Consider the following 13668-nt stretch of genomic DNA (forward strand, 5'->3'; position numbering starts at 1 on the left):
GCCCGAGGATGGCCGCCATGGCGCCGGCGCCGACCGGCACCGCGTCCTGCATCGCCTGCGCCCGCAGCCGGACCAGCGGCACCGCGTCCGCCAAGCTCAGCACGCCGGCCGCCACCAGGGCGCTGTACTCGCCCAGCGAGTGCCCAGCCACGATCGACGGCGACCGGCCGGTCTCGGCCAGCCAGGCGCGGTAGCAGGCGATGCTGGCTGCGAGCATCACCGGCTGGGTGTTCGAGGTGAGATCCAGTGCCTCCTTCGGACCCGACCGGATCAGCGCGACCAGATCCTCGCCGAGCGCCTGCGAGGCTTCGGCCAGGGTCTCGCCCACGACCGGGTGATCGCCCCAGGCGTCGAGCATGCCGACGGTCTGGGAGCCCTGGCCGGGAAAGACAAATGCGAATGCTGACATCGAGAACTTCCCAATCTTCTTATGGCTTCTGGCCGGGCGGGCCCGGCGCCGATCACAGGTCGAGCAGCACCGCGCCCCAGGTGAAGCCGCCGCCCACGCCTTCGAGCATCACCGTGTCGCCCGGCTTGACCCGGCCGCTGCGCACCGCGTGGTCCAGCGCCAGCGGCACCGAGGCGGCCGACGTATTGCCGTGCTCGTCGACGGTCACGACCAGCTTCTCCAGCGGCAGCTTCAGCTTCTTGGCCGTGCCCTGCATGATGCGGATGTTGGCCTGGTGCGGAATCAGCCAGTCGACGTCCGCCTCCTGGCGGCCGGCCTTGGCCAGCACCGCGCGCGCCGCCTCGTCGAGCACCCGGACGGCGAGCTTGAACACCGCCTGTCCGTCCATCTTGAGCAGCGGATCGCCGGTGACGTGGCCGCCAGCTACCGTGCCCGGCACGCACAGGATGCCCACATGGCTGCCGTCGGCATGCAGCTCGGTCGCCAGGATGCCCGGCGTGTCGCTGGCCTCCAGCACCACGGCACCGGCACCGTCGCCGAACAGCACGCAGGTGGTGCGATCCTTGAAATCGAGGATGCGGGAGAACACCTCGGCACCGATCACGAGCGCCCTGCTGGCGGCGCCCGTGCGGATCATGGCATCGGCCACCGACAGCGCATAGACGAAGCCGGAACACACCGCCTGCAGGTCGAAGGCCGGGCAGCCGGCGATACCGAGCTTGTGCTGCACGATGCAGGCCGTCGAGGGGAAGACCATGTCGGGCGTGGAGGTCGCCACGATGATCAGGTCGATCTCGGCCGCCTGCCGCCCTGCTGCCTCGAGTGCATGGCGAGCGGCTTCGACGGCCAGGTCGCTGCAGGCGACGTCGGGCGCCGCGAAGTGGCGTGCGCGGATACCGGTGCGCTCGACGATCCATTCATCGGAGGTCTCGACGCCGCTCTGAGCCAGTTCGGCGGCGAGCTGGGCGTTGGTCAGGCGACGCGGCGGCAGGTAGCTGCCGGTGCCGGTGATGCGCGCGTAGCGAGGAAGGGAAGAGGCAGAGGGGGTCATGCGGCTTCGGGCACCTGACCGTCCGGCGCGCCCACATCGGCCGGCAGGGCCTGCAGCGTCGCGCTGATGCGGTCGTGGACCCGATCGAGCAGTCGGTTTCGCGCGGCATCATAAGCCCGGTTGAGCGCCTGCTCGAAAGCAAAGGCATCGGCCGAACCGTGGCTCTTGAACACCAGGCCGCGCAGGCCGAGCAGCGCCGCACCGTTGTAGCGGCGGTGGTCGACCCGGTTCTTGAAGTGCCTGAGCACGGGCAACGCCACCAGCGCTGCCAGCTTGCTGTACCAGCTGCGGGTGAACTCCTGGCGAATGAAGCTCGACAGCATCGAGGCCAGGCCTTCGGCCGTCTTCAGCGCCACATTGCCGACGAAACCGTCGCACACGACGATGTCGGTGCGGCCGGTGAAGATGTCGTTGCCCTCAACGTTGCCGACGAAGTTGAGCTGGCCGCCGGCGGCTGCGGCGCGCAGCAATTCGCCGGCGCGCTTGATGGTCTCGCTGCCCTTGATCGCCTCTTCGCCGATGTTCAGCAGGCCGACGCTTGGGTTCGCCTTGCCCTCGACGGCGGCCACCAGCGCGCTGCCCATCACCGCGAACTGCAGCAGGTGTTCGGCCGTGCAGTCGACGTTGGCGCCGAGATCGAGCACGGTGGTGTGACCATCGAGCTGGTTCGGCATCACGGTAGCGATCGCCGGGCGATCGATGCCGTCGAGTGTCTTGAGCACATAGCGCGCCACGGCCATCAGCGCCCCCGTGTTGCCCGCAGAGACACAGGCCTGCGCCGCCGCCACGCCATCGACCGGCTTGACCTGGCTGATCGCGACGCGCAGCGACGAGTCGCGCTTGCGCCGGAGGGCCACCTCGACGGGGTCGTCCATCGCGACCACCTCGCTCGCCGACACCAGCGTGCAGCGCTCCCAGCCGTCCGCCGGCGCCAGCGCCTCGGGGCGTCCGACGAGCAACAGCTCGGCGCCGGGATGGGCCGCCAGGAAGGCCCGACAGGCCGGTAGCGTGACCGAAGGACCATGGTCGCCGCCCATGCAGTCGACGGCCAGGCGCACCGTGGCAGACCGGGCCTCGGCAGCGGAAGCGAGCGGGTCGTTCATGGTGTCGACGGAGCGGAGGCGGGCCTTGGCCGGGTCACAGGCGACACGCTAAGCCTTGCGCGGAGCGGTGGCAAGTGACGCGCGAAGCAGCGCTTGCACGTTGCCGCCGAACCAACGACAACGCCCGGCCGCCTTCAATCAGGCATGCCGGGCGCGTTGCGAAGCAGGATGACGCTGCCCGGCCGCACGAGGCGCCGGGCCGCACCGATTCAGGCATCCGCCTTGGTCTTCAGCACCTTGCGGCCGCGGTAGAAACCGGTCGCGCTGATGTGGTGGCGCAGATGGGTTTCACCGGTGGTCGGCTCGATCGCCAGGCCCGGGGTGTTCAGGGCGTTGTGCGAGCGGTGCATGCCGCGCTTCGATGGGGACTTCTTGTTCTGTTGAACGGCCATGAGGGGCTCCTGGGTCTTGCGTGCCCGGCGACCAGACGCCGGGCGCTGCCGTGGCACCCCCGGATCGACCGGAGCACCTTGGCGGATGGTCCATGCCGGAGCGCCATGCGCCGGCAGCTTTCATGCCGGGCAAACCCGGCAGAAATATAAAACAGCCCGCGAGTATACCCGGAACGTCGGCCGGGTCAGTGGCCGGCCTTGGGCGTCTTGAGTGCCTGGAGCACGGCGAACGGGTTCTCCTTCGCGGGCGCCACGGGCTCGGCGGCCAAGACATCGCCGGGAACGACCAGCGGCTCGGGACAACGATCGTGCCGCGGCACCACCGGCAATGACAGCAGGAACTCGTCCTCGACGAGTTCGCGCAGGTCCAGCGCCCGGGTCAGTTCGAGCACATCGTCCTCGCTGTCGGCGTCGAGGGCGGCAGCGGCATCCTCGGTCGCCACGAACTGGAACCACCGATCGCAGTCCAGCGCGACCTCGACCGGCGCCAGACAACGCTGGCACTGCAGTCGGACTGACGTGCGGGCCTGCAAGTGCATCCAGACCTCCGGGCTGCCACCCGTGCGCCGACGCTGCTCGCCCCGGGCGGCCCAGACGACCTCGTCGCCGGCGGCCGGCGGCGCCTCGGCATGAGCGCTGGCCGCCAAACGCTCCAGCGTCGTCAGCGACCACGTACCCGACAAGCTGGCCGCGTCCGCCGCCAGGCCGGCGACGTTCAGGCGCAAGGGATTCTGTTCGCTCGGTTTCATCGCGCCCGGAGTTTATGCGCCGCACCGACAATGGCGCCCATGACCCCCACGCCGCCGCCTCGCCTGATCCTCGGCTCCACCTCACGCTACCGGCGCGAGCTGTTGATGCGCCTGCGCGTGCCCTTCGAGGTGGACAGTCCGCGCGTCGACGAGACGCCCCTCGCCGGCGAAGCCCCTGCCGCGCTGGCCGAGCGCCTGGCGCTCGCCAAGGCACGCGAGGTGGCGGCGCGCCATGCCGACGCGGTCGTGATCGGCTCCGATCAGGTGGCTGACCTGGACGGCACGCCGATCGGCAAGCCCGGCGGGCACCAGCGCGCAGTCGAGCAACTGCGTTCGATGAGTGGCCGCACCGTGGTCTTCCAGACGGCGCTGGCGGTGGTGCGACCGGCCACCGGCTTCGAGCGACTGCTGCGCGTGCCGGTAGCAGTGCGTTTCAGGACGCTGGGCGACGCGGAGATCGAGGCTTACCTGCGCGCGGAACAGCCCTACGACTGCGCTGGCAGCGCCAAGTCCGAAGGCCTGGGGATCGCGTTGCTCGACGCGATCGAATCCGACGACCCGACCGCCCTGATCGGCCTGCCGCTGATCGCCACCGTCAAGCTGCTGCGCGAGGCCGGGCTCGACGTGCTGTCGCGGAGCCAGGATGAAGGGCCGACTGATCCTGGTGCCGAACACCCTGGACTTCGGCACACTGACCGGCAGCCTGCCCCCGCCCGATCTCCACGAGGTGCTGCCGCAGGGCGTGATCGACGCCGCAGCCCGGTTGCAGTACTGGGTGTGCGAGAACGCCAAGTCGACCCGCGCCTTCCTGAAGCGCGTGGACGGCATCACGCCGCTGGCGCAGCCGCTGCAAACCCTGGAGATCCGTGAACTGCCGCGATCGCCGAAAGGCCGCCACGCGGCCGAGCCGGCCGATCTGCGGGCACTGCTGGCCCCCGCGCTCGATGGCCACGACATCGGGCTGATCAGCGAAGCCGGCCTGCCCGCCGTTGCCGACCCTGGCGCCGCTCTGGTAGCGGCCGCGCATGCGGCCGACGTGAGCGTGCAGCCCTTGCCTGGCCCGACCTCGCTGCTGCTGGCGCTGGCCGCCAGCGGCCTGAACGGCCAGAGCTTCGCCTTCGTCGGTACGTGCCGCAGGAAGCCGGCGCGCAGGCCCAGCGGCTGAAGGAGTTGGAGGCGCTGTCACGCCGTCTCGGCCAGACGCAGCTGATGATCGAGACCCCCTACCGCAATGGCGCCCTGCTCCGGGCGCTGCTCAGTGCGCTTGCGCCGGACACCTGGTTGAGCGTCAGTTGCGGCCTGACCCTACCGGGCGGCTGGACCCGCAGTGCACGGGTGGCGCAGTGGCGCCAGCGCCCGATGGAACTGCCGGCCGACGTGCCGGCGGTGTTCGCCTTGCTGGCAGGCTGATCGCCGCCTTATTTGCCGCCTAGCAAGGACGCCACGCGCTTCTTGGCCTTGATGTAGCGCGACAGCCCGCTGCTGGGCGTCGACGCCTGGGCGGCCGACTTCTCCCACACGGGCTCGATGCCGGCCTGGGCCTCGTAGGGCTGGCTGAAGAACGGATCGGAGGCGCTGCCGGCGGGGTGGGGCGCCGCGCCGGCGCAGGCCGATCGCCAGCAGCGGCAGCGCTGATCCGGCGCCCGTCGTCCTCGCGGCGCATGCCGTCGCGCTCGCCGTCGTCACGCCGCGGCGCACGGCGAGGACGGTCGTCCTCGAGTTCGAGCGCCTCGATATCGAGCTTCTTCTTGATCAGCTTCTCGATGTCGGACACCAGCCGGGCATCGTCGCGCGACACCAGCGTGATCGCCAGGCCCGAGGCCCCGGCGCGGCCGGTGCGGCCGATGCGGTGCACGTAATCCTCGGCGTTGAAGGGCACGTCGAAATTGAACACCGCCGGCAGGTCGGCGATGTCGAGGCCGCGTGCGGCCACATCGGTGGCCACCAGCAAGTCCACCTCGCCGGCCTTGAACGCGGCCAGGGCCTTCAGGCGCTCGTCCTGGGACTTGTCGCCGTGCAGGGCCTGGGTGCGCAGGCCGTCGCGCTCGAAGGCGCGCGCCAGGCGCGCCGCGCCCAGCTTGGAATTGACGAAGACGATGCTCTGCGTGATGGCCCGCGTGCGCAGCAGTTGCTTCACGGCGTTGCGCTTGTCGTCGTCCTCGACACGGTAGAAGCGCTGCTCGACCGTCGACGCCGTGGCATTGGGCCGCGCCGTCTCGACCAGGATCGGGTCCTGCAGGTAGCTGTTGGCCAGCTTCTTGATCTCGGGCGAGAAAGTGGCCGAGAACAGCAGCGTCTGCCGGCTCTTGGGCAGGTAGCTCAGGATGCGCTGCAGATCGGGCAGGAAGCCGATGTCGAGCATGCGGTCGGCCTCATCGAGCACCACGTACTCCACCTGGCTGAGCGAGCAGTTCTTGGCCTCGATGTGGTCGAGCAGCCGCCCCGGCGTCGCGATCAGTACCTCGACGCCGCGCTTCAATTCGGCCGTCTGCGGCTTCATGTCGATGCCGCCGAACACGACCGTGGCGCGCAGCTGGGTGTGCTTGGAGTAGGTCTTGACGTTGTTGGCAACCTGGTCCGCCAGCTCACGCGTCGGGGCCAGCACCAGGGCCCGCACCGGGTGGCGGGCCGGCGACGTGCTGCTGCTCTCGTGCTTGAGCATCTTCTGCAGCAGGGGCAGCGAGAAGGCCGCCGTCTTGCCGGTGCCGGTCTGCGCGGCGCCCATGACGTCGCGGCCGGCCAGCACGAGTGGAATCGCCTTGGCCTGGATCGGAGTCATCAGCAGGTAACCGGATTCGGCCACCGCGCGGAGCAGCTTCGGATCGAGCGCGAGGGTGTCGAAACGGGCGGGCGGCGCCTCGGCCGGCAGGGCCGGTGACGCCATCGTGAGATCGTCTTGCATTGACCGCCATTATCGGCCAGCCGGGTTTCAGCGTCTCAGAACCAGCCAGCGGGGGGCCTTGAAGCGCACGATCATCCCGTACAGCAGGGTGTACGACAGTCCGAACAACAGGATGAAGATGCCCAGGACTCGAGAGTTGTCCCAGAACAGCACGCTGGGCGCCACCGCCAGCATGCACAGCAGCCACAGGTAGGGCGCGGTCATGGAATTGCGCCGCGTCAGCGCGGCCGCGTCGCGGCTGCCGACGGCCCAGCGCAGCAGGCGCCGATAAATCAGGCTGTGCAGGTGGACGCCGTCGGGAATGCCCACGCCGCGCCCGCGGACCACCCGGCGCCGGTACATCGAGAACAGGGTCTCGAACACCGGGTAGATGGCCATCAGCAGCGGGAACAGCGGCGACACCTCGGGGTTGCGGTGCAGCAGCAGGATGCTGAGTTCGGACAGGTAGAAGCCCAGGAAATAGGCGCCGCCGTCGCCCAGGAAGATCAGTCCGGCCGGGAAGTTCCAGACGAAGAAGCCCAGCACGGCCCCGGCGCCGGCCAGCGCCAGCAGCGCGATGGTGCTGTCGCCCACCTGGTTGGCCACATAGGTGATGGCCAGCATCATCATCATCACGCACATCGATGCCAGCCCGTTGAAGCCGTCGATGATGTTGATGGCATTGGCAATGCCCGTCACCGTGAAGATCGCGAGAAAGGCCGCACCGATCGTGAACGACGCGACCCAGTCCAGCCCCCACAGGTCGGTGCGCGTGATGGTCCCGCCGAGCAACAACACCCCCAGCAGCGCAGCGGCCGCCGTCGCCAGCAGGCGCCAGGTGGCCGAGACACGCTTGGTCACGTCTTCGGCCAGGCCTGCGGCAAAGGCCGGCAGGCCGCACAGCAGCAACCAGACGGCATAGTGCGCAGGCTCGCCGCCGCGCATCCACCACAGCAGCGTGGCCGTGAACAGCAGCCCGCCGACGATGCCGATCCCACCCACCCGCGGCACGGAGCGTGCATGGAATTTCTGCGGGCCGCCCTGGTCCGGATCGGCGGAGAACCGGGCATGAGTGCGGTTCGAGCGGACCACCAGCAAGGTCAGGATGGCCGACGCGGCGAACGCGCAGAGAAACAGAAGCATCGGGGCAGTTTACCGAGCGCGCACATCCGGACCCCTCGAGGCGCGCCGCTATAGTGGGACTGCGCTTGCCCCTCACTTTTGCCACCATGCATCACATCACGCCTGTCGTCCTCGCCGGCGGCTCCGGCACGCGGCTCTGGCCACTCAGCCGCGCGCTCTACCCTAAGCAGTTCCTGGCCCTGTCCGGTACGTCGACCCTGTTCCAGCAGGCCTGCCTGAGGTTGGCCGCCCTGGCCGACCCGCACACGACCATCGCCGCGCCGCTGGTGGTCGGCAACGAGGAACACCGGTTCATGCTGCTGGAGCAGTTGCGCGAGATCGGCACGAGACAATCAACCGTGCTGCTCGAGCCCATCGGTCGCAACACGGCGCCCGCCCTTACCCTGGCCGCGCTCGCCAGCCGCGCCGCCCACGGCGACGACAGCATCCTCGTCGTCACGCCGGCGGACCAGACCGTGACCGACGGCCCGGCCTTCACACGCGCCCTGCGGCAGGCGGTGGCCGCCGCGGCCGACGGCAGCCTCGTCACGCTCGGCATCGTGCCCGACCGCCCGGAAACCGGCTTCGGCTACATCCACAGCGAAGACACCGGAGCGGTGCGGCGCGTCAAGGCCTTCGTCGAGAAGCCCGATCGGGCCACCGCCGAGCGCTACCTCGCCGACGGCGGCTATGCCTGGAACAGCGGCATGTTCGTGCTGCGTGCTTCGGTGTGGCTGGCCGCGCTGGCGCATTTCCGGCCGGACATTGCCCAGGCCACCGAAGCCGCTTGGGCCGGCCGCAGCACCGACGCGAGCTTCGTGCGGCCCGACAAGGCCGCCTTCGCGGCCATCCCCGGTGAATCGATCGACTACGCGGTGATGGAGCCCTGCCCGGCCGACGCGGCCAGCGGCTTCAGTGTGAAGATGGTGCCGCTGGACGCCGGCTGGAGCGACCTCGGGGCCTGGGACGCGGTGTGGCAGGTCAGCGAGCGCGATGCCCAGGGCAATGCCTCGCACGGCGACGCGCTGATCGAGGACAGCCGCAACACGCTGGTCCACGCGACCAGCCGGCTGGTCGGCGCCATCGGCCTCGACGACGTGATCATCGTGGAAACGCCGGACGCGGTGCTCGTGACCGATCGCTCGCGCAGCCAGCAGGTCAAGCAGATCGTCGCCAGCCTCCAGCGCGAGGGCCGCAACGAGGGCACGCTGCATCGGCGCGTCCACCGGCCCTGGGGCTGGTACGACAGCGTGGACGCAGGCGCCCGGTTTCAGGTGAAGCGCATCCTGGTCAAGCCCGGCGCCACGCTGAGCCTGCAGATGCACCACCACCGCGCCGAACACTGGATCGTCGTCTCGGGGACGGCGGAAGTGACCTGTGGCGAGAGCAAGAGACTGCTGACCGAGAACCAAAGCACCTACATTCCGCTCGGGGAAGTGCACCGGCTGGCGAATCCGGGCTCGATCCCCCTCGAGATCATCGAGGTGCAGTCCGGCAGCTATCTCGGTGAGGACGACATCGTGCGCTTCTCTGACACCTACGGCAGAGCGGACGGAGTCGGCACGGACCGCAAATGATCCTCGTGACCGGCGGTGCCGGTTTCATCGGCAGCAACTTCGTTCTCGACTGGATCGCATCGACCGACGAGCCGGTCGTCAACCTCGACGTCCTCTCCTACTCCGGCAACCTGCGCAATCTCGCCTCGTTGCAAGGGAATGCCCGGCATGTCTTCGTGCGCGGCGACATCCGCGATCGGCCGTTGCTCGACCGGCTGCTGGCCGACCACCAGCCCGGGCGATCGTTCATCTGGCCGCAGAAAGCCATGTCGATCGGTCTATCCACGGGCCCGGGGCCTTCTTGCACACCAATGTCGAAGGCTCGTTCGTGCTGCTCGAAGCCGCGCGCGCGTACTGGTCCGGATTGGCCGCCGGCAGGCGGGAATCGTTCCGCTTCCTCCACGTCAGCACCGACGAGGTGTTCGGCTCGCTCGAGCCCGGGGCACCGGCCTTCACCGAAACACACGCCTACGATCCGAGCAGCCCCTACGCGGCCAGCAAGGCCGCCAGCGACCACCTCGCCCGAGCCTGGCATTGCACCTACGATCTGCCGGTGGTGACGTCGAACTGTTCGAACAACTACGGGCCCTACCATTTCCCCGAGAAACTGATCCCGCTGACGATCGTCAATGCGCTCGCCGGCCAGACACTGCCGGTCTACGGCGATGGCCTGCAGATCCGCGATTGGCTGCACGTCGGCGACCACTGCCGGGCGCTCCGTACCGTGCTCGAACGAGGCCGTGTCGGCGAGACCTACAACATCGGCGGAGGGAGCGAGTTCGCCAACATCGACACCGTGCGGCGCGTGTGCGCGCTGCTCGACGAACTGCAGCCCGATCCCGCCGGCCCGTACGAACGCCTGATCCGCCTGGTCGCCGACCGTCCCGGTCATGACCGGCGCTACGCGATCGACACCCGCAAGATCGAACGGGAGCTGGGCTGGCGGCCGACCGAAACCTTCGAGACGGGGCTCCGCAAGACGGTCCAGTGGTACCTCGCTCATGCCGGCTGGGTGCGCGAGGTGCAAAGCGGCAGCTACCGCGACTGGGTGGCACAGAACTACGCCACGCGAACCCCAGGCCCCGCATGAGGATCCTGCTGCTCGGCAAGAACGGCCAGGTGGGCTGGGAGCTCCAGCGCGCGCTCGCCCCCCTCGGCGAACTGCTCGCGCTGGCGCGCGACAGCGCGCCACTCGCGGCCGATCTCGGCTGCCCCGAGGCCTTGGTGGCGACGGTGCGCCACGTGCGCCCGGACATCATCGTGAATGCAGCGGCCTACACCGCCGTCGACCGGGCCGAGCGCGAGCCGGCGCTCGCGCGAGCCGTCAACGCCATCGCGCCCGCGGTGCTGGCCCGCGAGGCAACGATGCTGAATGCAACCCTGGTGCACTTCAGCACCGACCACGTGTTCGACGGCTCGGGCAGTGCGCCGCGTGACGAGAACGCCTTGCCCGCGCCGCTCAACGTCTACGGCGCCACCAAGCTCGAGGGGGAGCAGGCCATCCGCGCCAGCGGCTGCCGCCACCTGATCCTGCGCACCAGCTGGATTCATGCAGCACGCGGCAGCAACTTTGCGAAGACCGTGCTGTGCCTGGGCGCCGAACGCGAGTGGCTCGAGGTCGTCGACGACCAGATCGGCGCCCCCACCGGCGCCGACCTGCTGGCCGACGTCACCGCGCACGCGCTGCGGGCGCTTCGACAGCAAGCCTCGCTCGCCGGCACCTACCACGTGGCCGCCAGCGGCGAGACCAGCCGGCATGGCTACGCCCGCTTCCTCATCGAGCGGGCGCGCATGCACGGGCACCCGCTGAAACTGACAGCAGAGGCTCTCCGCGCGGTCCCCGACAGCGCCTGTCCGGCGCCGGCTCGACGGCCGCTCAATTCGCGCCTCGACACCGGCAGGCTGCAAGCCTGTTTCGGCCTCCATCTTCCGCCCTGGCAGGACGGCGTCGACCGCCTGCTGATCGAACTGCTGGGGCGCTGACGGCCGCTGGCCGACCGCGGAACATCCATGCATCGAAAAGGCATCCTCCTCGCCGGCGGAACCGGCACCCGGCTGCACCCGGCGACGCTGGCCCTCAGCAAGCAGCTGCTGCCGGTGTACGACAAGCCGATGGTGTACTACCCCCTCACCACGCTGATGCTGGCCGGCATCCGCGACATCCTCGTCATCAGCACACCGCAGGATCTCTCCCGCTTCGAAGCGCTGCTCGGCGACGGTGCGCGCTGGGGCCTGAGCCTCCGCTACGGCGTGCAGCCCAGTCCGGACGGATTGGCGCAGGCCTTCACGCTCGGGCGCGACTTCATCGCGGGCGCGCCGAGTGCGCTGGTGCTCGGTGACAACATCTTCCATGGCCATGACCTCCAGCGCCTGCTGGTCCGCGCTGCAGCGCGGCCGGCCGGGGCCACCGTCTTCGCCTGTCACGTGCAGGACCCGGAGCGCTACGGCGTGGTGGAGTTCGACGCGCAGCGCCGTGCCATCCGCATCGAGGAGAAGCCGCAAGCGCCGAAGAGCGGCTACGCCGTGACCGGCCTGTACTTCTACGACGAGCAGGTCTGCGACATCGTCGCCGGGCTGCGGCCGAGCGCGCGCGGCGAGCTGGAGATCACCGACGTCAACACGCACTACCTGCGTGCGGGCCGGCTCGAGGTGGAGATCCTGGGACGCGGGTATGCCTGGCTGGACACCGGCACCCCCGACAGCCTGCTCGATGCCGGCCAGTTCATCGCCACGCTCGAGAAGCGCCAGGGCCTGAAGGTGGCCTGCCCCGAGGAAGTGGCCTTCCGCGCCGGCTGGATCGATGCCGGGCAACTCGAGGCGCTGGCGTCCCCGATGCTGAAGAACGGCTACGGCCAATATCTGCTGCGTGTGCTGCGGGAAAAGGTCTACTGATGAAGGCGATCCCGACAGCCCTACCCGAAGTGTTGCTGTTCGAGCCGGAGGTGTTCCGTGACGCACGGGGGTTCGTCACGGAGGTCTTCCACCAGCAGGCCTTCGAAACAGCGCTAGGCCAGGCCGTGAACTTCGTGCTGGACGTTCACTCCCGCTCGCAGCGCGGCGTGTTGCGCGGGCTGCACTACCAACTGCCGCCCTGTGCACAGGGCAAGCTGCTGCGGGTGATCGCCGGCCGGGTGTTCGACGTCGTCGTCGATGTGCGCCGCAGCAGTCCGAACTTCCGGCGCTGGCTCGGCGTCGAGCTGACCGCCGAAAGGCCGCAGCTGCTGTGGATTCCGCCGGGATTCGCGCACGGCTTCCTTGCGCTCAGCGAAACGGCCGAGGTCTCGTACCGGACGACGAGCTACTACGCCCCCGGGGCCGAGGGCGCGGTGCGCTGGGACGATCCCGAGATCGGCATCGAATGGCCGCCGATGGACAGTCCCCCTACACTTTCGGCCCGTGACGCTCAGGCTCCCGGGCTCGCAGAGGCGCCGGTCTTCGACTGACGCCAACCCTCCACGACCGCAGGTCCATGAACAAGAACACGCGCATCTTCGTTGCCGGCCACCGCGGCATGGTGGGGTCGGCGATCGTGCGCCGGTTGCAGGCGGCGGGCTACACCAGCGTCCTCACGGCCTCGCGCGAGCAGCTGGACCTGCTGGACCAGCGCGCCGTCCACGCGTTCCTGGCGGAACATCGGCCCGAGTACTGCGTGGTGGCCGCGGCCAAGGTCGGTGGCATCGCCGCCAACGACCGGTACCGCGCCGACTTCCTGTACGAGAACCTCCTGATCGAGGCCAACCTCATCCACGGTGCCCACCTGGCCGGCGTGCAGCAGCTGCTGTTCCTCGGCTCGAGCTGCATCTACCCGCGCGACTGCCCGCAGCCGATTCGGGAAGACTCCCTGCTGACCGGCCCGCTCGAAGCAACCAACGAACCGTATGCGATCGCCAAGATCGCCGGCATCAAGCTGTGCGAGAGCTACAACCGCCAGCACGGTCGCCAGTACGTCAGCGCGATGCCAACCAACCTGTACGGCCCCAACGACAACTACGACCTGGCGACCAGCCATGTGCTGCCGGCCCTGCTGCGCAAGGCGCACGAGGCCCGGCTGCGCGGCGACGGCGAACTGGTGGTCTGGGGCAGCGGGACGCCACGGCGCGAGTTCCTGTACGTGGACGACCTGGCCGACGCCTGCGTCCACCTGATGGAGCTGGGATACGACGGCCCGATCGTCAACGTGGGCTGCGGCACGGACCTCACCATCCGCGAACTCGCCGAGACGGTGATGCGCGTGGTCGGCTTCGAGGGCCGCATCGTCTTCGACAGCAGCAAACCCGACGGCACGCCGCGCAAGCTGCTCGATGTCTCGCGCCTCACGGCGCTTGGATGGCGCGCGAAGGTTCCGCTCGAGGCGGGGCTCCGCCTCGCCTACGCGGCGGCACCGTTCGCGCAGCCCTGATGAACC

At 69.4% G+C, this 13668-nt stretch carries 11 protein-coding genes and 4 pseudogenes; 8 read left to right on the plus strand and 7 right to left on the minus strand.

The annotated features are described in order from the left end of the window. The 5 genes from Y694_RS04925 to Y694_RS04945 form a co-directional block, all read right to left on the minus strand. On the minus strand, positions 1 to 409 hold a 409-nt coding region (locus Y694_RS04925), incomplete at its 3' end, for an ACP S-malonyltransferase (protein WP_036230429.1). A 52-nt stretch (positions 410 to 461) separates the two neighbouring features. Continuing rightward, complete coding sequence (locus tag Y694_RS04930) at positions 462 to 1460, minus strand: beta-ketoacyl-ACP synthase III (protein ID WP_036230360.1); 999 nt, start codon at positions 1458 to 1460, stop codon at positions 462 to 464. After that, positions 1457 to 2563, minus strand: a complete 1107-nt coding sequence (plsX, locus tag Y694_RS04935) for a phosphate acyltransferase PlsX (protein WP_051495574.1) — start codon at positions 2561 to 2563, stop codon at positions 1457 to 1459. The genes Y694_RS04930 and plsX overlap by 4 nt, the downstream gene beginning before the upstream one ends. Before the next feature lie 209 nt (positions 2564 to 2772). After that, positions 2773 to 2955: a 50S ribosomal protein L32 gene (rpmF, locus tag Y694_RS04940; RefSeq protein WP_011828234.1), complete on the minus strand. Its 183-nt coding sequence runs from the start codon at positions 2953 to 2955 to the stop codon at positions 2773 to 2775. Positions 2956 to 3140: 185 nt separating this feature from the next. Then, entirely contained in the window at positions 3141 to 3704 is a 564-nt protein-coding gene (locus tag Y694_RS04945; protein ID WP_036230365.1) for a DUF177 domain-containing protein, read from the minus strand. Positions 3705 to 3734: 30 nt separating this feature from the next. On the opposite strand from Y694_RS04945, the pseudogene Y694_RS04950 reads away from it, so the two are divergent. Beyond that, positions 3735 to 4325, plus strand: a pseudogene (locus Y694_RS04950) (Maf family nucleotide pyrophosphatase); the annotation flags it as partial. A 22-nt stretch (positions 4326 to 4347) separates the two neighbouring features. Continuing rightward, positions 4348 to 5114 (plus strand): annotated as a pseudogene (locus Y694_RS04955) (SAM-dependent methyltransferase). Positions 5115 to 5122: 8 nt separating this feature from the next. Here Y694_RS04955 and Y694_RS04960 read toward each other — a convergent pair. Both Y694_RS04960 and Y694_RS04965 read right to left on the minus strand, forming a co-directional pair. Then, a pseudogene (locus tag Y694_RS04960) lies at positions 5123 to 6588 on the minus strand (DEAD/DEAH box helicase). A 45-nt stretch (positions 6589 to 6633) separates the two neighbouring features. Then, a complete protein-coding gene (locus Y694_RS04965) occupies positions 6634 to 7728 on the minus strand; it encodes a glycosyltransferase (protein WP_036230367.1) in 1095 nt (364 codons plus the stop codon). An 86-nt stretch (positions 7729 to 7814) separates the two neighbouring features. Between Y694_RS04965 and Y694_RS04970 the strand changes: the two genes are divergently transcribed. From Y694_RS04970 to Y694_RS04995, 6 genes and pseudogenes are all read left to right on the plus strand, one after another. Then, positions 7815 to 9284, plus strand: coding sequence for a mannose-1-phosphate guanylyltransferase/mannose-6-phosphate isomerase (locus Y694_RS04970; RefSeq protein ID WP_036230369.1), 1470 nt, complete (start codon positions 7815 to 7817; stop codon positions 9282 to 9284). Beyond that, a pseudogene (rfbB, locus tag Y694_RS04975) lies at positions 9281 to 10353 on the plus strand (dTDP-glucose 4,6-dehydratase). Before Y694_RS04970 ends, rfbB begins: the two are co-directional and overlap by 4 nt. Further along, the gene (gene rfbD / locus Y694_RS04980) at positions 10350 to 11246 is read left to right on the plus strand and encodes a dTDP-4-dehydrorhamnose reductase (RefSeq protein ID WP_036230372.1); all 897 of its coding nucleotides are present in this window, start codon (positions 10350 to 10352) and stop codon (positions 11244 to 11246) included. The pseudogene rfbB and the gene rfbD overlap by 4 nt, the downstream one beginning before the upstream one ends. A 27-nt stretch (positions 11247 to 11273) precedes the next feature. Continuing rightward, complete coding sequence (rfbA, locus tag Y694_RS04985; RefSeq protein ID WP_036230376.1) at positions 11274 to 12155, plus strand: glucose-1-phosphate thymidylyltransferase RfbA; 882 nt, start codon at positions 11274 to 11276, stop codon at positions 12153 to 12155. Further along, positions 12155 to 12706, plus strand: coding sequence for a dTDP-4-dehydrorhamnose 3,5-epimerase (rfbC, locus tag Y694_RS04990; protein ID WP_036230379.1), 552 nt, complete (start codon positions 12155 to 12157; stop codon positions 12704 to 12706). The genes rfbA and rfbC overlap by 1 nt, the downstream gene beginning before the upstream one ends. A gap of 26 nt (positions 12707 to 12732) precedes the next feature. Continuing rightward, on the plus strand, positions 12733 to 13662 hold the full coding sequence (locus Y694_RS04995; protein WP_036230382.1) for a GDP-L-fucose synthase: 930 nt from the start codon (positions 12733 to 12735) through the stop codon (positions 13660 to 13662). Positions 13663 to 13668 lie beyond the last annotated feature (6 nt).

Origin of the sequence: Methylibium sp. T29-B, from assembly GCF_000576225.1 — a bacterium.
Classification (GTDB): Bacteria; Pseudomonadota; Gammaproteobacteria; order Burkholderiales; family Burkholderiaceae_C; genus Methylibium; species Methylibium petroleiphilum.